Here is a 17,619-nt window from a genome sequence, read left to right as displayed (position 1 = left end):
CGCGCGGGTGTTCAGGTTATTTCGAGACGTCCTGGGCGAGGCGCAGGCCGGAGAACTGCCAGCGCGTGGAGGGCGAGAAGAAGTTTCGATAGGTGGCGCGGATATGGGTGGTTGGCGTAACGCAGGAGCCTCCGCGAAGAATGACCTGAGACGACATGAACTTGCCGTTGTACTCGCCGAGTGCGCCTGGCAGCGGCTTGTATCCGGGATAGCCGGTGTAGCCGCTGGCGGTCCACTCCCAGACGTCGCCGAAGATCTGCTGGAGGCCGGAGACTGCCGAAGCTGGTGTCGGGTGGAGGTTGCCGGTCTCGAAGAGGTTCGCCTGAACGGCCGGGATGGCGGTGAGCTTCTGCGCGGGGTCCGGCTGGTAGGTGAGGAGCGCGGGTTGTGAGTTGACCTCTTTGCGTAGAAGGCCAAGCTGGCTGGCGGCGTGCTCCCACTCGAACTCGGTGGGGAGACGGTGCCCGGCCCAGCGGGCGTAGGCGTCGGCCTCGAAGAAGCTGAGGTGGCAGACGGGGGTCTCGCTGAGGTCGTCGAGCGAACGAAAGCCGTTCATGGTGTAGATGGACCAGCCGGAGTTCGTCTCTTCGTCGCGACGCCAGTAGAGGGGCGCCTGCCAGCCCTCGGCTCGGTTGGTGGTCCAGCCCTCGGAGAGCCAGAGCTCGGGGCGGTTGTAGCCGTTCTGGTCGATGAAGGCGAGATACTCAGCGCAGGTGACCAGCCGTGTGGCGAGGCGGTAGGGCGCGAGATAGACGGGGTGACGCGGAGTCTCGTTGTCGAAGGCGAAGAAGGATACCGATTGAATAGGATCGGCGGAGTCGAGTTTAAAGCCGATCTCGGTGATGCCGCCGGCGAAGTCGATCCAATCGAGAGGCGGTGCGATAGTGTCGAGTTTCTGCTTGGCGGGTCCGTCGATGTAGGGAGGATGCAGCGGGTTGGTGAAGAGAGCGTGCTTGATGTCGGTGGCGATGAGCTCCTGATGCTGTTGCTCGTGCTCGAGGCCGAGGGCGATGCGGCGGGCGGCCTCGTCTTCGAGCGGATGCTGCATGAGGGCAGTCATTGCGGCGTCGACGTGGGTGCGGTAGGCGAGGATCGATTCGAGGGGAGGGCGGGAGAAAGAGGCGCGGAGTTTTTTCTCCGGCATCTCGCCGAGCGAGTTGTAGTAGCTGTTGAAGAGCCAGTGGAAGTCGGGATGATAAGGCTGGTAGCCGGCGGCGAATTCGCGTAGAACGAAGGTCTCGAAGAACCAGCTGGTGTGGGCGAGATGCCACTTGACCGGACTGGCTTCGGGAGAGGACTGAACCATCATGTCCTCAGGGGATAAGGGACGACAAAGATTCTTGCTCGCCTGGCGAACGGCTTTGTATCGAGCGAGGAGTGATGTTGCTGCGGCGTTTGCTTCTACGGTCTGGGACATATTCTTCTCGCTTCGTAAGATCGAGGACGGAGATGTGATGCCCGGTTAGAGGTCAAAGTTGCCGAAAAGTTACCCGACGATTAATGCCAGCATATGCGCAAACGGTCTTTAGAGACAGCTCAAAATCGCTTACGGTTTGTTGATAACGCCGAGATCGACCATGCCGTTCACAAAGTATTGCACCGCAAGGGCAACCAACAGCAGACCCATGATGCGGACGAGGATTCTGACGCCGGTCTCTCCCATGGCCCGAGCCACGCGGTCGGAGTTTCCGAGGACGAGGTAGCAGATGGCGGCCGTGATGAAGATCGACACTAGAATCGCGATCATCTGCCAGCGCGTCTGCGCCTGGCCGACTAATACCATCACGCTCGTGATGGAGCCTGGGCCGGCGAGCATCGGAATTCCGAGAGGAACGATGCCTGCATCTTCTTTCTGAGCTGCTTCCGTGGTCTCCTCAGTTGACTCCTGAGTAGGCGAGCGTTTGGCCTCGAGCATGTCCAGACCGATGAGCAGGAGGATGATGCCGCCGGCGATCTCGAAGGCCGGAAGGGTGATGCCGAACATCTTGAAGATGTACTGCCCGGCCACGGCGAACGCGCTGAGCACGACCAGCGCCGTGACCGACGCCTTCCAGGCCATCTTTCGTCGACGCGGCGCATCCGCACCCGCCGTCACCGCGAGAAAGGTGGGCAGAGCTGCGAACGGGTCGACGAGAAAGAAGATGGAGCTGAGCGCGAGAACAGAAAACTGCACGTACGCCGAGTGCTCCAACCCCGCGAGACTGACGGCATGGGGATTGAACATCACTCCCTATTCTCCCATGACGGGCAACCGCTATAATGATCCTTCAGCGCTTAGGAGCGTACGAATGCCCATACAGACCACCACGAACATCTGGCACAACGGTAGCCTCATCCCCTGGGACAAAGCTCAGATTCACGTTATGTCCCACGTCGTCCACTACGGCTCTTCCGTTTTTGAGGGCATTCGCTGCTACGCGCAGCCCAACGCTGCAAGCATCTTCCGCCTGCCGGAGCACATGGCTCGGCTGGTCGATTCGGCCAAGATCTACCGGATGCCGCTTCCCTACAACGTGGAGCAGCTCTCGGCCGCAGTCATCGATGTAGTGGAAGCCAATGGCGTCGCTCCGTGCTACATTCGCCCGATCGCGTTTCGTGGGTATGGTGAGCTTGGCGTCAATCCGCTGAAGTCGCCCGTTGAGGTGTACATCGCGAACTATCCCTGGGGCAAGTATGTTCCCGGCACCTCCGGAGCCGATGTCTGCGTGTCGAGTTGGAGCCGGCTCGCCCCGAACACGATGCCGACGCTGGCCAAGGCCGGAGCGAACTACATGAACTCGCAGCTGATTCGCATGGAGGCCGAGATCAACGGCTACTCCGAAGGCATTGGCCTGGATACGAATGGCTACCTCTCCGAAGGATCGGGCGAGAACCTGTTCCTGGTACGCGGCGGCGTGCTGTACACCACACCGCTGGCGAACTCGGTGCTGAACGGCATCACCCGCAGCTCCGTTCTTACGCTGGCGAAGCAGCTTGGCATCGAAGTGGTCGAGCAGGCGCTTCCCCGCGAGATGCTCTATATCTGCGATGAAGCCTTCTTCACCGGCACAGCGGCAGAGGTGACCCATCTCCGTTCGGTCGATCGGATTATGGTTGGCGACGGCACGATGGGCCCGATTACCAAAGCGCTGCACGATGAGTTCTTCGGCATCGTCCATGGCACACTTCCTGACCGCCACAACTGGCTGACGCCAGTGAATGTGAAGGTCGGCGAACCAGTCGGCGTGTAAGCAACTGGACGGTCAAAAATAGAGAAGAGGCAGCCATAGCGGCTGCCTCTTTCTTGTAGGTGCGAGCTCCTTCGCGTTTATTCGGGAGTGATGACCGTCTTCTTCCTGGCAATGTTGCGAAGAAAATCTTCGCCAGTGGCGATGTGCTCGTCCACCAGACGCGAGGGAGTATGGGCCAACCACTCTGCAAGAGAGATGTCTTCGTAGTGAGCGGTCGGGAAGACCTCCAGGAAGACGAGATCCGAGTCGCCGGTGTTCTCGATGTAGTGCGGGGCAGACCGATCGATGTAGCCAACGTCGCCCTCCTCGAAGTCCATAGTTCGAGCATGACCTCCCGCTGTGAAGACCGTCATTCTTCCTTTTCCTTTGACGTAGTACTGCCACTCGTCTTCATTGGGGTGCCAGTGGAGTTCGCGCAGGCCGCCCGGCTTCAGCGTAACGATCGCAGCAGCGATGTTTGTTGCCGGGAAGTTTTTCTGATCGACGATCTTGACCTCGCCGCCCTTTGAGACCTTAGTCGGCTGCATCTTCCCGGTAAAGAAGGCGAACGTATTTGGCACCATCCCGGTTCCAGCAGAGGCATCGCGCTTCTCCTCCTCGAGCGGACGGGGCAACGGGCGCTCGAAGATGAACAGCTCTTTCTTCGGCACCTTGTCAAAGGTGGATGCCGGCACGTCGAAGTTCTTCGCCAGAACCTCCTTTGGGGTGTGGGTCAGCCAGTCGGTCAGCAGAAACGTCTGAAACTCGTTGAAGTTTCCGTCATCGAAGACGAGCAGGAAGGTCGCGCCATCTTCGCCGACGCCTTGAATCGAGTGAGGAATTCCACCAGGAAAGAGCCACAGGTCGCCGGCGCTTACATCCTCTACGAACGCCCGGCCCTGCTGGTCGACTGCGGTGATGCGCGCGGTTCCGGAGATCATAAATGCCCACTCTGAGCCGACGTGCCAATGGAGCTCGCGAATGCCGCCCTTGATGAGCCTCATTTGGACGCCGGCCATCTTTTTCGAGATGGGCAGGTCACGAACCGTCACCTGCCTGGTCCAGCCGCCCTCTTCGATACGCTTGTGGGCAAATGAAAACGGATACTTGAAGGGAGGCTGACCGCCGGAGTCGGTCTCCGGCGCCCATACCGACGACGGATTCTGATCATCAAGGGCGCTGTTGATGGGGAGTGGCTGGCTCTCGTTGACGCCCGGATGGTTTGGGGTGGCTACAGATTTTTCCTGACCCTGGGCGACCTGCATGCCTGCCGCCGCTACCAGCATTGCCGAACTGGCTTCGAGAAACCTGCGCCGGCTTACCTTCGACTGATCTTTTTCCTCATCCATTTTTGGAACATCCTCCCTGATGAACTACCCTCTGTGATTTGATCGTACCCGGAGATATCAGATACCTCCACCATTAGAAGCATGTAACAGTTGTTGCCTTCCGACGCGCTGACGACTTTCTCCTCCAGAGGGGACCCGCTACGGAGCGACACTCTTGTGATCCAACCTGAATCGGTAGGTCAATCCGAAGTAGGCAAGCGTTAACGGAGTTCCATGCGAGTTCTCCCGCAGCAGCGTGCCTGACGACAGGTGGCCGACGCCGACGTTCAGCACGAGGTAGTCACGAAAGACATACTTGCCGGAGGCATCGAACTCATGTCCGAGATCTCCGCTGCGAAATCCAGCAGTGGGCGCTTTGATGGTCGTCCCTGCGCTGCCGCTGTAGACGTTGTCAAACCTGGACGCGACCTGCAGGGACTCCTCCTGGATCAACAGGGAGAGATGTTTGACCGGAGTCAGATCCAGATTGATCCGCTCCTGCTTGATGTTCTGGTATCCGAACAGATCGGTCAGGCCGAACGCGTTGTGATTGCTGGGATACTGCTGATCGAAGGTGCCCATGCGAAAGGGATTCGTATGCGGGTTGCCCGAGGCATAGTCATACTCCGCCTGCAGACGCGGCTGCCATGGAAGGTGTGATGCAACGTAACCGGCCTTGACGTAGCCGGCAGCGGCTTCGATCGACTCGTTCGAGTAGCTGCCGCGCTGGAGCGCTCCGAGGACGTCGAAGTCGAATCCGCCAAAGTCGCCGGCGAATTCCGCACCAGGCGTCACCGTTGTCTCGGTGCCGAAGACGCCATTTGCACCCTGTACGCGCGGAAGGGCTTTGATAAAGACAAACGGCTGAAGGACCGCATGGGGTACCCACGTTCCAATAGTGCCGACCGCGCCGTGGAAGGTTAGGCCCGCTCCATGCTTGTCGAGCGAAGTAGCATGAACCTCCACTACCGAAGTGCTGAAGACGTCGATCCGATTGTTATCTCCATAGCACCCGAGGAAGCCGTCCCAGGTGCGGCTGTTGTTGGTCCAGTCGCTGATACCGACCAGCCGCTCGCCGCCATACTTCAGCTCCTGCCGTCCGGCGAAGATCTTCGTTTGCTTGAAATGGAATTCGAGGTACGCCTGCCGGTCATCGAAGACGTCGCGCTGATTCGCTGATACATACTTCAACGGCAGTCCCAGGGCGTGGGTGTCTATGAACTGGATATATCCCGTGAGCCACTTTGTCGGACGGATCTCCAACCCGCCGTAGACCCGAGTCAGAAGATAGGACTGCCCGTTGCCGGAGATGTAGTCGTCCGAAGACTGATTCTCGAAACGTCCGCGAAGCTGAAAGTCTATGGTGGCCCACTTCGGCAAGGCTTCCAACTGCAACGGCTGTACCTTGCCCTGAAGCTGCGGATACTCGATGTAGCGGGCGGCGGCCTCTTGCGCCAATGCCTGTGACCCTTGAGACAAAACAGTGAACAATCCCAGAGTTAACGCCAGCCTTTGCGAGACGGGTCGAGCGGATCGCGTGGAAAAAGAACCAAATGAAATTCCAGCCAACTGAAAGACCACAATTCTCCCACTATCTGATATGCGAAGAACCCCTTCCCCATCAGACACCCAAAGGTATTGAATTTAATTTACGTCCGTCGATCAATAGATCGGCAGTAGCGGCAGTGGGAATAAACCAACACAGGAAGGACGTACGATAAGGCGAAAAGCATCAGTGGTTTGAAATGGCCTTCCTTGTGCCGCGACTCCTGTTGTTCCGTTATCGCTCGTCAGGTGTTGACCCTGTCGCCATGGCTCGGAGGTTGACTCGTGACAAGCAGGCGCGTCGGGTTCGTACCGCGATTGAAAACCCGATGACGCTGCCCGGGAGAAACCTCGAGGCCAGTGCCGGCGTGAAGAACGAAGCTGTGTTGCTCCACGTCAATGGTCAACTCTCCCGCGAGAACGTAGAAGAACTGGCGCGAATGGAGGTGGAGATGTTGGACCTCACTCGTGCCCGGCGGCATGAGCTCTTCGATGACGCTGAGATCTGGAGTCCTGACGAGATGCCAGCCGTCGCAGTCCTCTCCTCGAGGACCACCCCATTTGTAATGCTCGGCGGTTTGCGGGCTGACGATCTGTGTCATCGCGATGGATGTTGCCGCTCTTCTAGCGGACTAGTTGGAGCTTCTGGGAACGTTTCGCATTCCGAGGACATGGAAGTCCTTGAGTCCGCCCTTGAGAACGTAGACCAGGGTGTTATTTCCATTCGGATCGGTCGGCCGCAGGAAGAAGCCTGATTCGAGCACGAAGTCCCGGGTGTTGCTGATGATTCCTTCGATCATCTCTCCGTCGTAGAAGTAGACGCGCACCCACAGGCCCGGCACGACGGGTGCATGCTCGTGAAAGTGAAGAGCCCTGTGGCGAAGATCGCCATCGAAGGTCTTGACGAAGAAGACTGCCTTGGCGTCTCTGGTGGGCACGTCCTCGATGGTGTCCGAGCCCAGAAGCTTCAGCCGGATGGAGTCAAGCGGATAGATGGGATCGTTGCGCAGAAGCTGTTCGATCGAACCAAGCTCATGTGGCTCAGCGAGTCCGCGAACGGCATGATTCTCGTAACGGACTACGACTCGATACGCCTCGGACAGCTCTTTTTCGGCGACCTGGGATTTGGCCTGGGACCTTACGATGCGTGGTTGTTCCGCGGTGACAGGTCGTACTGCTTGATCTTGTACAGGAGCGCCTTGTAGCTGATTTGCAGATCGTTTGCCGCGGCCTTCCTGTTCCATCCAGTTCCCTCCAGTACCTGTGCAATTGCCGTCGACTCCGCATCTCCTTTTAGGTTGCGGACCATCGCCTTGAGCCCAGCGCCATTTGGCACCTCCTGGGCTGTTGTCGTTGTTGCTGCTCCTCCCTGATAGACCGTTGAGGGGGAGAGTTCGTCGACGATGGATCTTTCCTCGCCAAGCACTAGATAACGGTTGACTACATTTTCCAGCTCGCGCAGGTTGCCCGGCCAGGAGTGCTCGGATAGCGCGGTCAGCAGGTTTTGCGAGAAAGGTAACGGGTCACGACCATACCGCTTGGCGCCCTTGCGCATAAAGTACTCCGACAGAACCGGAATCTCCTCGCGGCGCTCCCGCAACGGCGGAATGCTGAGGGTAAACCCGTTGAGGCGGTAATACAGATCCTCGCGAAACGTCTTGTTGGCCATGGCCTCCTTCATATTGATGTTGGTGGCGGCGATCACGCGTACGTCCACCTTCATCGGCGAACGGCTGCCCAGGCGAGAGAACGTTCCATCCTGCAAGACCTGCAGAAGCTTAGCCTGGAGGATGGCCGGCATCTCGCCGATTTCGTCGAGAAAGATCGTTCCACCGGTGCAGACTTCGAACTTGCCGGGCTTGGTCTTCACCGCTCCGGTGAATGCTCCCTGTTCGTAGCCGAAGAGTTCACTCTCCAACAGGTCGGCCGGGACTGCGGCGCAGTTGACCTTGAGAAAGATGTTCTGGCTGCGGGCAGACATCTTGTGGGTGTAGAGGGCGAGGATCTCCTTGCCGGTTCCGCTCTCTCCAAGTATGAGGAGTGGAATGTCGGCGCGGGCTACCAAGGCGGCCTGAGCTTCCAGTTCGCGCATTCTCTTGCTGGACCGCACAAAGGAGTGCGTCTCGTTGAGCGGAATCTCTTTCAGTGCATCGGCGACGGGAATCTTTTTCTCAGCAGAGGCGAGGTGCTCCTCGATGGCCTGCTCGACGTCGCTGCCAGTAAACGGCTTCATCACGATGGCGCGGACGCCCAGACGGATCACCATCTCCAGGTCGCGAAGTTCGGCGGAGCAGGAGAGGACGACCACGGCGAGATTTGGCTTGGTGCACCGGATGTGCGTTAAGAGCGGCAATGGGTCGCGGTTGGTGTGCAGGGCAAGCAAAAGCAGATCCGGCTGCTCGGCCTTATCCAAACGCTCGAGCAGGGTCTGCTCGTCTGAAAAGAGACTGAGTGAGTACCGGGAGCCGAGAGTCGATCGAAGATAATCCAGAACGGCGAGATCCGGCTCCAGAATCAGAATCTGGGCGCGCGCCCGCGTGTTGGGCTTCAAGGCAGGAACGGGATACGAAAGCGCAGCTGACATACAAAGTACCTCAAATTGCGGTTTGGACTGTCTCCCAAACCCGCGGTGATCCTGAACCTGGTTGGCCCCCAGGGACAGGCTGTACTCGATCCAGACAGTTGCAAGAGCGGCGGAAGGCATCCTGCCCCTTGCGCCAGCAAATTCTAGCTCGTCCGACACAACGTTTACACAAAAATGTTACGAACTTTGCCGACAAAAGAGATAAACGTTTACCACTCTCCTATCGAGTAGGCCTAGCTTACATGGTACTGGCACGAGTGAAACTAAAAAAATGTGAACTTTTTTTTGCGGGTTACTTTGGTGAAAGAGAGCTTGGTGACCTCAAAATCCAAAGTAAAAGCGACACTTCGATCCAATTTTGGCTCTTCTTCGTATATCTCGATTGATAATTTAGGCCATGGAATCCTCAACCTTTTCTCCTGGTATCGCGGAAATGGCGCTTGACGTGCAGTGTGAAGGGTATTGCAAACTTGCGGTTTCTGCCCAACGCCGATAGGAAAAAATGACCTTGGATCACCACGCTGAATCCGCCTCTTCTCTCAATCTGCCGCCCCTCGAGATCTTCTTTGGCAAGACAGCCGTTATGCAGGCGGTGCGAAATAAGTTGGAGCGCGTTGCCGAGACCGATGTCCCTGTTCTGATTCAGGGCGAAAGCGGTACCGGCAAGGAGATATGCGTGCGCCTGCTGCACGCCTTCTCCTTGCGGGCCAGGGGTTCTCTGGTCAAAGTAAGTTGTCCGGCGATACCACATTCGCTACTCGAAACAGAGCTGTTTGGCTATGAAAAGGGCGCTTTTACAGGCGCCATGTCCACGAAACTGGGACGCGTAGAACAATCGCACAACGGCACACTGTTTCTGGATGAGGTAGGCAGCCTAGACCTGGGAGTTCAATCCAAGCTCCTTCAAGTGCTGCAGGACGGAACCTTTGTCCGCGTGGGCGGCCACGAACCCAGGAGCATCGTTACCCGGTTGGTCTCGGCTTCTAATACAGATCTTCGCAGCCAGGTCGAGGATGGGTCCTTCCGCCTGGACTTCCTCTTCCGCATCAATGCAGTCACTATTAACCTGCCGCCGTTGCGTCAACGGATCGCCGATCTTCCCATCCTGATCGATTACTTCATCGACCACTATGCAAAGATCTTCCACAATGCACCGGAATTACTCTCCAAGAGCGCGGTTCGCCTGATGCAGAACTATCATTGGCCGGGAAACATCCGCCAGCTGGAGAACCTGATCCGCAGCTACGTGTTGATCGGCAGCGAGGAGGCGCTCGTCGCTGAGCTTATGCCCGAGACTCCGCGCGGCGGTATTACTACAGATATCGACCTCAGCGAACCTGTCTCCCTGAAGCACATCACCAAAAAGGCGACTCAGGATCTTGAACGGCAGATCATTCTGAAAGTTCTGCAGGAGAATAGCTGGAATCGTCAAAAGACGGCGAAGTGGCTTCAGATCAGTTATCGGTCCCTGCTTTATAAGCTGAGCGAAGTCGGCATGCCTGAGGTTCCGCCTCGGCCTCTGCGGATACCTCATCTGGTGAAGAAGGAAGAGCGGACGTTGAAGCCTGCACTGTCCTCACGGACGCGCATCTACTAACTGCCTCTTCTGATTCTGAAGAGATGTCCTGCCGGACGGGCCCACTACGCGTGGTGCTGTCACTTCGTGACTTGTATACCCTGTCTAGACAGGATAGGCATCGCTCGTCCTCCCGTTGGTCGGAAGGAGAATGAGCTACTGCGCGCCCTGCCGCCGGATGATCGTCTTGATCGTTTCGAACATGATTAACAGATCGAGCCCAAGCGTCATGTGCTTGATGTAGTAGAGATCGAACTCCAGTTTTTCGCGGCTCTCCGCCAACGTCGCTCCGTAGCCGTAACGCACCTGCGCCCAACCTGTGAGGCCTGGGCGAATCATGTGACGAAGGTTGAAGTAGGGGATTTGCTCGGTAAGCCACGGCACAAACTCAGGCCGCTCCGGACGCGGACCGACGAAGCCCATATCGCCGCGCAACACATTCCAAAGCTGGGGCACCTCATCGAGCCTGGTCTTGCGCATAAACATGCCGACACGGGTTACGCGCGGATCGTTCTTAGTCGCCCACTTTGCTCCAGCTACCTCTGCGTCGGTTCGCATCGTACGGAATTTGTAGACCGTAAAGTTCTTGCCGCCAAGACCTACCCTGGTCTGCCGAAAGAAGATCGGCCCCGGGGAGGACAGCCGAACCATCAGCACAACGATCGGGAAGAATGGCAGGAACAGAAGCAAACCGAACGCGGCCGTCAAGGTCGAGACGATCCGCCGTGCGATCTGCTGGGACGGCTTCACGCGAAAGCCTTCGCTGTAGATAAAGCTGCTGGGATGAAGGCCATCGAGATGCAGCTTGCCAGTAAGCCGCTCCAGCAGGCTGCCGGCATCTTCGATGACAACTCCGTTGAACCGCAGCTTGAGTAGCTCTCGCACCGGAAACTCGCCGCGACGGTCCTCGATGGCGACGATGACGCGGTCGACGGGCGGCTTCGGCACGGAGAATCTCTCTAACGCAGCATGGATCGCCTCTTTGCGCTGGTCTCGGTCGGCAACGACGCCATCCCATCCCAGGACCTCCATGCCCGCATCCTTGCGTGCTTCGAGCAGGTTGACGATCGCCTGCGCACGGTCTCCTGCGCCGAGGACATAGACCCGCTCGCGGAACATCTCACGGCCGATGATCCATTCGTACGCACTGCGCCATGCGACCAGTGCCAGGGTGAGAAAGATGAGACCGAGCAGCAGAACATAGTGAGCGATGTCGGCGGCGGGAAAGAGATAGATGATGGCCGAGAGCAGAAACGACAAAAAGCCGAGAACCAGCAGCAGGCGAAAGTAGATCTCCCAGCTTGCGGAGATGCGCTGCGGCTCATAGAGATCGAAGTAGTACGAGCAGAGCAGCGTCAGGATCGTAAGGCCAAGAATCTTCAGCCCACCATTCTCATAGTTCAAAACGAGATAGGTATCCGGCCCCAGCAGCAGCACCGTCGCCAGCAGGAAGCAACCACTCACAATCAGCGCTTCGCACAACAGGAGAACGATGGTACGCGTGGGATAGTACACATTGAAAAGCCGGATCATCTGGTCAATCGCTCCCTCTTACGATTTGGCGGCGTCGTACCCATAGTAGCTGCCGACCTGGGGCGCTTCCTGCACGGCGTTCAAGACAAACCCCAGAATGTTCGAGGCTTTGAGCTCACTTTGTGCACGCTGCGCAGTGGGGAATTTAGTCTGTCCGCTGCGTGCCACCAGAAGGACGCCGTCACAGGATCGGGCAAGGTTAACGGCATCGGAGACAGGCAGGACGGGCGAAGAGTCGATGATGATCCAGTCGAAGTGTGGCGCAGCCAGCCGAATCAGTTCGCCAAAGCGCGGGCTGCCGGAGAGATCGGCTGCCTTATCGCCTCCGTTGCCGCCTGCGATAAAGGTCAGGTTGTGCGCAACCGCGGCAGTTCCCGCGGTCATTCCCTCAAATGTCTCGGACCGCTGCATCACCTCGACCAGGCCCGCCTTGCCGGCGAGATAGTCCGCGAGGCCAGGATGCGACTCGCAGCCAAGAAGTTGATGGAGGGTGTAGCGCCGCATGTCGCCGTCAATCAAAAGCACCTTGCTGTTTTTGTGGCGGGCGAGGCTCATGGCCAGATTGGTTGAGATGAAGCTCTTACCCTCCTGTGGCAGGCCACTGGTGACCATGATGCTTTTGAGCGGGCTGATGTCGCGGAGCTCGAAGATTCGGGAACGGAGGCTTCGAAACTGTTCGACCGCGGGTCCTCGTTCGAGCAGTGACGGCAGGTGCTCGAGCGACAACGCCCAGGGGCGGACGGGAATCTTGCTGACATCGAGCGCGTTTGGGTCCACTCGAACGACAGACGGCTCGACATAAGGTTCAGTGACCGTAGCAACGTCTGTGCGCTCTTCCTCAGCTGTGGCGACGGCCGTCGCATAGATCGTTGAGTTGAATGGCTCCTCCGGAGTTCGCGGCTCCGGCTCGCGCCGCTCCAACCTCCGCTCGGACTCTGCCTTCTGGAGTGCTTCGTAAATGCGGCTCATCGGTCGTGCCTTCCCGGCTCTCTATTGAAAGCTGCCATAAAATTGTCTTCTTTCGAGTTAAAAGCGGGCTGCTTGTCGCCGTTACCAATCACCGCCGACGAGAGCATGAACGGCAGCACCTCCAGCTCAAGCTCCGCCGCGACACCCTCGACGATCGTCGCAGTCACCTGCTGCACCTGTTCGACATAGGCCACGATAAGTGAGTGCTCGCAAAGCAGGTTGATGATGCGCGGAATTCCCCGGCTCGCGCGATGAACCAGATCCAGCGCCTCAGGCGAGAAGAGCGGCCAGCTTGCACCGGCTATTCTCAGGCGCTCGGCGACGTAGGCATGGGTCTGGCTCTCGGTCAAAGCCTGGGTACGGCACCACAGAGACACGCGCTGCCGGAGCTGCCTCACGCTTGGATGGCGCAGCTTCTCTTCGAGCTCGGGCTGGCCAGATAGCACAATCTGCAACAGCTTCTCCGACGAGGTCTCAAGGTTGGTCAGCAACCGAATCTCCTCCAACAGCTCCCAGGAGAGATTCTGAGCCTCATCGACAACCACCACGCAGGTCTCTTCCATACGGAAGCGTTCGATCAGCCAGCGATTCAACTGCAGCAGCATGCCCGACTTGGTTCGCGTCGCCGGCACAATGCCGAAGTCGGTCAACACAAACTCCAGGAAGTCCAGCACATCGAGGCGTGGATTGAAGACGAACGACGTGGAGACCTTGCGGCCGCTGAAGGAGCTCAACGCCCGGCGGAGCAGTGTCGTCTTTCCGGTGCCCACCTCGCCTGTCAGAACCGTAAACCCCTTTCGTGCGGAGATTCCGTACTCCAGACACGCCAGGGCCTCGCGCGTGTGGGGCATCATGTAGAGGAACCGGGGGTCGGGACTGGTTCCGAACGGACTGCTCTGTAGCTTGAAGAAGGTTTTATACATCTCAGCCCCCCGCATTCATCAGTGGCTTACCGCCCGCGGTTATGTCAGGGCTACGACGGCCAAATAGGTTCCGCTTGGTGGCCACCGGCTCCGGATCGCCGGTAAAACCGATGACGCCGAGGGTAGGCAGCTTGGTAAATGCCCAGATATCGCGCTCGCTACGAACGGCCGTGTCCAGATATTCGAGCAACGCTACGATGAACAAGCCCAGTCCCAGCCCTGCGGCAAAGCCTCCGATGACGAAGACCGAGCGCTTGGGAGAGGAGGGCGACTCGGGAAGGTTGGGCTCATCCATAACCCGGAACTGCTCCCCCTGCTGCCGCCGTTCCAGGTCGGTTGCCATCTTGGACTGATTCAGCTTGTTGAGCAGATCGTCGTAGAAAGCCTGCGCTGTACTGGTGTCGCGTGTGATGCTCTTGTACTCCTCCTCCACGGCGGGGCTGGCGGCGACGCGATCCTGATAGGTGCGAAGCTCGGCCTGAATCGCTGCCTGGTCGCGCTTCTTCTGAGCGATCCCCTGCTCCATCGCACGCAGCTGAGCACGCGTCTGTTGCACGCTGAGGGAGTCGGTCGGTTTCGGAGCGGAAGACGCCGACGCAACCGACGGTGGGGGCGCCTGAGCTAGTTTGCGTTCCAGCTCATTGATCTTTCTCTGCGTGCTGACCACGTCTGGATAGTCGTCGGTGTAACGCGCCTTCAAGTCCGCCAGTTGAGACTGAAGCTGCTGCAGTTCAAGCTGCTGGGCCTGGGGTGCCACCGCTCCCCCGCCTCGCTCTGTGGTCTGCGGCTGCTGCGCCTGTTGCATCGACAGGATCGATTCCGCATAACTCTTGTCCTGCTCCATGCGAGCAAGCGCCTGAGTCGCGGCGTCCAGCTGCGTGTTCAGGCTGGTCAACATGTTCATGTTGGACGCCTCCGCAGCCGGCAGCTTACCCATGTAGGTCTGCTGGAACTTGGCGAGTCTTGCGTCCTGCTCGTCCAGCTTGGCTTTGGCATCGGCCAGCTGACTCTTCAGAAACTCGGTGGTGCCCGCAGCCGAGGCCGCCCGGTCGCTAAGGTTTTCACTCACGAAGAGCGACTGAATCTCGCCGCAGACCAGCTGGGCCGTGCGCGCGTCGTTCGCCTTGAAGGAGATAAAGAATCCCGGTAACCCGTTGGTTCGCGCAATCTCCGACTGAATCGGCGTGATCCCGATGTTTCTACGCGTCAGATCAATACGCTCGTCCATCGACAACTTTCCATTCGCGAAGAGATTGAAGCGTTCGATGATCGGTTGGAGCCGCGACCGGCTCAAAATCTGCTCCTTCATCGAGGCGAGCCTTCCGCTCAGGTCCTCGGTCACGACCGCCTTGACATAGGACTCCGGGACCTTCTGCTGTTCCACCAAAACCAGCGTCTGGGAGATATACTGCGGCTGCACCAGGAAGGTGAGAGCGTATCCGACGATGGGAAAGATCGCCGCCGGAATTGCAATCATCCACCATCTTCGTTTCAGAATGGTGATGTAATCCTGCACCGTCAATGCGCGATGGCCAAGCATGTTGTCTCCTTAAAATTGCCCCAGATTTGTAGAACGGGGAGTGAACGTAACTCCAAACCCAAATGTCTGGTAGGTCCCATCCAATACGTTTTGTGTGACCGGCACAATCAGGTTGTTGTTGTTTGACTGACTCGCGGCGGTATAGCTCGCATACCCGGAGAAGTGAGGGCTGAATCGGCGCGTAACCTGAAAGCCACCATAGACGGTGTCATAGGTATCGTTGCTTACGATGATCGAAGAGCCCAGTAGAAATTGGTTGAGACCGGAGCTGCGAGTGTAGGCGCCGCTAAGCGAGACAACCCAGTCCCTGCCATAGGTGCGGCTCGCGGAGGCCACAAAGGAGTCGGAGAGGGCACCGGGCAGCACCCCAGATCCATTGTTTACTCCACGCGTGTAGTTCAGGCCAGCGTGCACATTCCTATTTCCATAGGAGATTCCCGCGCTCACGGCGATGTCGGTCGAGTTGGGAATGGCGGCGCTGTTGGAACTTGATACCCACTGTGGACCGACTGAGGCGCTAAAGCTGAGCGTGCGGGACAACACCCGCTGATAAGAGAGATTTATTCCGCGAGTTTGAAAGTCAGGCGTAGTCAGGCCTGCTCCAGAGCCGCTGTAAGAATAAGTCGAGTAGACACCAGACACGCTGACTGAACTCCGAGCGTCGATTCGACGGTTTAGAGCGACGACTCCCGATACCTGGCTGCTATCGAGCCCCGCGTTGCTGTCGAGATAATGAAGCACCCCCCAATTGCCCGAACCGCTGATGGAGGTATTGCGACTGATTTCCCGTTCAACACTACCGCTCAGGCCGTTGCCGATGCGATCGCCATTCGTTGTCAGGATATCCCCGATCGGTCCCGCCGATGGGCCTTGGATCGGAAGTGCTCCGAGATCTCCCACGCCGGCGATTCCCGATAGCCCTGTCGTGGGAGACTGCGGAAGAAAGCTAAAAGAGTCGGAGATATTGAATATCCAGTGACGAGTCACGTACCCCTGCGAGGCAGAGATGTTCCAGAAGGTTGAGGTTCCGTTGCCGGTCTGGTTGCCCAGAATGACTCCCCCCGCGAAGAGCACGCTGAACGGTCGCGCTGTGCTGCGCGAGGTATAGGCTGCGTTGCCGGAAAGATCGGTCGCATAAGTCGTTTCGCCGGACTTGTAGTATCCGTACTGAATAACCTCCGATGCGCTGAGAGCGTAATGAAAGACCCCATCGAGGTCGGGCAGGTTCGGACCTAAGGTGGAGGCCATCGACGACTCTGCGGTCGGCAAGGCCTGGCCCTGGGCGATGGAGGTGGCCATCGACAGCAACAAGGCCAGAATCAGTGTTTGAATCTTCATACCATCCTTCATGGGACGACGATCGTGTCTCCGGGAAGAAGCGAGACCCCCGCATTTTCGCCCTTGAGCGCTTGCTTGTAGTTGAACGGGATCTTCTGCTGTTTGCCGGCGATCGTTCGAAGGATGTAGATGCGCTTCGAGTTCGCAAACTGCGTCAGACCGCCGCCGGTGACAATCGCCTGAAGCGGGGTCATTCCCGGACTCATGGCGACGGGACCGACCTTACCCACCTCGCCTACCAGAAAGATTCGCTGGCTGTTGACTCCAAGAACCACTACCGTGACCACGGGATCCTGGATGTACTTCTTGAGTCGCTGGCTGATATCGGTCGACAGTGCAGTCGGCGTCATTCCGGCCGCTGGGATATCTCCCACCAACACCATGGAGATCATTCCGTCCGGCCGCACCGGGATCGTACCGGAGAGCGTAGGCTCCTTCCAGACGGTTATCTGCAAGGAGTCCTCGGGGCCGATAATGTAACGCGCTGCATCCATCGGACCTGCATAGCTCGCACTTGCCGTTGCGGGAGACTTCGACGTGTCGGGAGCGGACGTCTGTTGATTTGCTGGCGTCGCGTTCGGTGCTGCACCTGTCGTGGCCGCAGGGTTTGATGTGACTTGTGCTGCGAGTGGCCCGGCCGCAACTGGTAGCAGGAGCAGCATGGCGCCCATGGAACGAAACCGCTTCATCAAATTGCCCTCAACCTTCACTTTGCTCATTCGCTTGGATTGACTCATCTATTCTGACGCATCCCCTTACGCGTGAGAGTACTTCGCCTCGAATCCATTTAGAAGATCACACCCGGGATACACTCTGTCACCCCATCGCCTCAGGATCGGAGTGAAGATCCCTAATCTTCTATCGGCGAAATATGATGCTTCCTGCAACGCGAGGGCCAAAACTCACCATTTGTCCTTTTTTCCCCGAGAAAACCGAAAAATATAGGTATTCTTTGGAAAATTGCCGCGCTGCCCTCCTTGGGTTCCCTGTGGTATGCAGATTATCAGTGCCAGTGTGAAAACTTTTTCCCATAGGACGTATCCTTGCTACCACTTTTGTGTCGATAGACTCCAA

General features: G+C 58.0%; 15 protein-coding genes. 2 read left to right on the top strand and 13 right to left on the bottom strand.

The features are described 5' to 3' along the window. Positions 1 to 16: 16 nt before the first annotated feature. Complete coding sequence (gene egtB, locus RBB81_RS09260) at positions 17 to 1,417, bottom strand: ergothioneine biosynthesis protein EgtB (RefSeq protein WP_353073478.1); 1,401 nt, start codon at positions 1,415 to 1,417, stop codon at positions 17 to 19. A 129-nt stretch (positions 1,418 to 1,546) separates the two neighbouring features. After that, complete coding sequence (locus RBB81_RS09255; protein ID WP_353073477.1) at positions 1,547 to 2,224, bottom strand: MarC family protein; 678 nt, start codon at positions 2,222 to 2,224, stop codon at positions 1,547 to 1,549. A gap of 64 nt (positions 2,225 to 2,288) precedes the next feature. Here RBB81_RS09255 and RBB81_RS09250 point away from each other — a divergent pair, with 64 nt between their 5' ends. After that, the gene (locus RBB81_RS09250) at positions 2,289 to 3,230 is read left to right on the top strand and encodes a branched-chain amino acid transaminase (protein WP_183789622.1); all 942 of its coding nucleotides are present in this window, start codon (positions 2,289 to 2,291) and stop codon (positions 3,228 to 3,230) included. A 77-nt stretch (positions 3,231 to 3,307) separates the two neighbouring features. On the opposite strand, the gene RBB81_RS09245 is transcribed toward RBB81_RS09250, so the two are convergent. From RBB81_RS09245 to RBB81_RS09225, 5 genes are all read right to left on the bottom strand, one after another. After that, complete coding sequence (locus tag RBB81_RS09245; RefSeq protein ID WP_353073476.1) at positions 3,308 to 4,558, bottom strand: cupin domain-containing protein; 1,251 nt, start codon at positions 4,556 to 4,558, stop codon at positions 3,308 to 3,310. A 138-nt stretch (positions 4,559 to 4,696) separates the two neighbouring features. Beyond that, positions 4,697 to 5,995 carry an alginate export family protein gene (locus RBB81_RS09240; RefSeq protein ID WP_353073475.1) on the bottom strand — a complete coding sequence of 433 codons (1,299 nt, stop codon included), beginning with the start codon at positions 5,993 to 5,995 and terminating at the stop codon, positions 4,697 to 4,699. Positions 5,996 to 6,327: 332 nt separating this feature from the next. Next, entirely contained in the window at positions 6,328 to 6,684 is a 357-nt protein-coding gene (locus RBB81_RS09235) for a cupin domain-containing protein (RefSeq protein ID WP_179581652.1), read from the bottom strand. Between the two features lie 30 nt (positions 6,685 to 6,714). Beyond that, complete coding sequence (locus tag RBB81_RS09230; RefSeq protein ID WP_353073474.1) at positions 6,715 to 7,326, bottom strand: DUF6982 domain-containing protein; 612 nt, start codon at positions 7,324 to 7,326, stop codon at positions 6,715 to 6,717. Continuing rightward, the gene (locus tag RBB81_RS09225; protein WP_353073473.1) at positions 7,221 to 8,786 is read right to left on the bottom strand and encodes a sigma-54 dependent transcriptional regulator; all 1,566 of its coding nucleotides are present in this window, start codon (positions 8,784 to 8,786) and stop codon (positions 7,221 to 7,223) included. Before RBB81_RS09225 ends, RBB81_RS09230 begins: the two co-directional genes overlap by 106 nt. Positions 8,787 to 9,168: 382 nt before the next feature. Between RBB81_RS09225 and RBB81_RS09220 the strand changes: the two genes are divergently transcribed. Further along, the gene (locus tag RBB81_RS09220; RefSeq protein ID WP_179581649.1) at positions 9,169 to 10,263 is read left to right on the top strand and encodes a sigma 54-interacting transcriptional regulator; all 1,095 of its coding nucleotides are present in this window, start codon (positions 9,169 to 9,171) and stop codon (positions 10,261 to 10,263) included. 135 nt (positions 10,264 to 10,398) lie between these two features. Here RBB81_RS09220 and RBB81_RS09215 read toward each other — a convergent pair whose 3' ends face one another. From RBB81_RS09215 to RBB81_RS09190, 6 genes are read right to left on the bottom strand one after another with little or no spacing between them, the layout of a single operon-like run. Next, the gene (locus RBB81_RS09215) at positions 10,399 to 11,775 is read right to left on the bottom strand and encodes a TIGR03013 family XrtA/PEP-CTERM system glycosyltransferase (protein ID WP_353073472.1); all 1,377 of its coding nucleotides are present in this window, start codon (positions 11,773 to 11,775) and stop codon (positions 10,399 to 10,401) included. An 18-nt stretch (positions 11,776 to 11,793) separates the two neighbouring features. Continuing rightward, positions 11,794 to 12,744: a CpsD/CapB family tyrosine-protein kinase gene (locus tag RBB81_RS09210; protein WP_179581647.1), complete on the bottom strand. Its 951-nt coding sequence runs from the start codon at positions 12,742 to 12,744 to the stop codon at positions 11,794 to 11,796. Continuing rightward, on the bottom strand, positions 12,741 to 13,667 hold the full coding sequence (locus tag RBB81_RS09205) for an ExeA family protein (protein WP_179581646.1): 927 nt from the start codon (positions 13,665 to 13,667) through the stop codon (positions 12,741 to 12,743). The genes RBB81_RS09210 and RBB81_RS09205 overlap by 4 nt, the downstream gene beginning before the upstream one ends. A 1-nt stretch (position 13,668) precedes the next feature. Beyond that, positions 13,669 to 15,207 carry a GumC family protein gene (locus tag RBB81_RS09200; protein ID WP_179581645.1) on the bottom strand — a complete coding sequence of 513 codons (1,539 nt, stop codon included), beginning with the start codon at positions 15,205 to 15,207 and terminating at the stop codon, positions 13,669 to 13,671. A 9-nt stretch (positions 15,208 to 15,216) separates the two neighbouring features. Then, positions 15,217 to 16,545, bottom strand: coding sequence for a hypothetical protein (locus tag RBB81_RS09195; RefSeq protein WP_179581644.1), 1,329 nt, complete (start codon positions 16,543 to 16,545; stop codon positions 15,217 to 15,219). Positions 16,546 to 16,553: 8 nt separating this feature from the next. Further along, on the bottom strand, positions 16,554 to 17,282 hold the full coding sequence (locus RBB81_RS09190; RefSeq protein WP_353073471.1) for a polysaccharide biosynthesis/export family protein: 729 nt from the start codon (positions 17,280 to 17,282) through the stop codon (positions 16,554 to 16,556). Positions 17,283 to 17,619: the final 337 nt, after the last annotated feature.

Source organism: Tunturibacter gelidoferens (assembly GCF_040358255.1).
GTDB lineage: Bacteria > Acidobacteriota > Terriglobia > Terriglobales > Acidobacteriaceae > Edaphobacter > Edaphobacter gelidiferens.
Note: the sequence above shows the minus strand (reverse complement) of the source record. Positions and strands in the feature narration are given on the sequence as shown.

Coding starts and splice junctions, on each gene's coding strand:
- RBB81_RS09230 (WP_353073474.1), bottom strand. CDS start 7,326: ATGGAACAGGAAGGCCGCGGCAAACGATCTGCAAATCAGCTACAAGGC.
- RBB81_RS09210 (WP_179581647.1), bottom strand. CDS start 12,744: ATGAGCCGCATTTACGAAGCACTCCAGAAGGCAGAGTCCGAGCGGAGG.
- RBB81_RS09195 (WP_179581644.1), bottom strand. CDS start 16,545: ATGAAGATTCAAACACTGATTCTGGCCTTGTTGCTGTCGATGGCCACC.
- RBB81_RS09190 (WP_353073471.1), bottom strand. CDS start 17,282: ATGAGTCAATCCAAGCGAATGAGCAAAGTGAAGGTTGAGGGCAATTTG.
- RBB81_RS09250 (WP_183789622.1), top strand. CDS start 2,289: ATGCCCATACAGACCACCACGAACATCTGGCACAACGGTAGCCTCATC.
- RBB81_RS09245 (WP_353073476.1), bottom strand. CDS start 4,558: ATGGATGAGGAAAAAGATCAGTCGAAGGTAAGCCGGCGCAGGTTTCTC.
- RBB81_RS09220 (WP_179581649.1), top strand. CDS start 9,169: ATGACCTTGGATCACCACGCTGAATCCGCCTCTTCTCTCAATCTGCCG.
- RBB81_RS09205 (WP_179581646.1), bottom strand. CDS start 13,667: ATGTATAAAACCTTCTTCAAGCTACAGAGCAGTCCGTTCGGAACCAGT.
- egtB (WP_353073478.1), bottom strand. CDS start 1,417: ATGTCCCAGACCGTAGAAGCAAACGCCGCAGCAACATCACTCCTCGCT.
- RBB81_RS09215 (WP_353073472.1), bottom strand. CDS start 11,775: ATGATCCGGCTTTTCAATGTGTACTATCCCACGCGTACCATCGTTCTC.
- RBB81_RS09225 (WP_353073473.1), bottom strand. CDS start 8,786: ATGCCTTCCGCCGCTCTTGCAACTGTCTGGATCGAGTACAGCCTGTCC.
- RBB81_RS09200 (WP_179581645.1), bottom strand. CDS start 15,207: ATGCTTGGCCATCGCGCATTGACGGTGCAGGATTACATCACCATTCTG.
- RBB81_RS09255 (WP_353073477.1), bottom strand. CDS start 2,224: ATGTTCAATCCCCATGCCGTCAGTCTCGCGGGGTTGGAGCACTCGGCG.
- RBB81_RS09235 (WP_179581652.1), bottom strand. CDS start 6,684: ATGACACAGATCGTCAGCCCGCAAACCGCCGAGCATTACAAATGGGGT.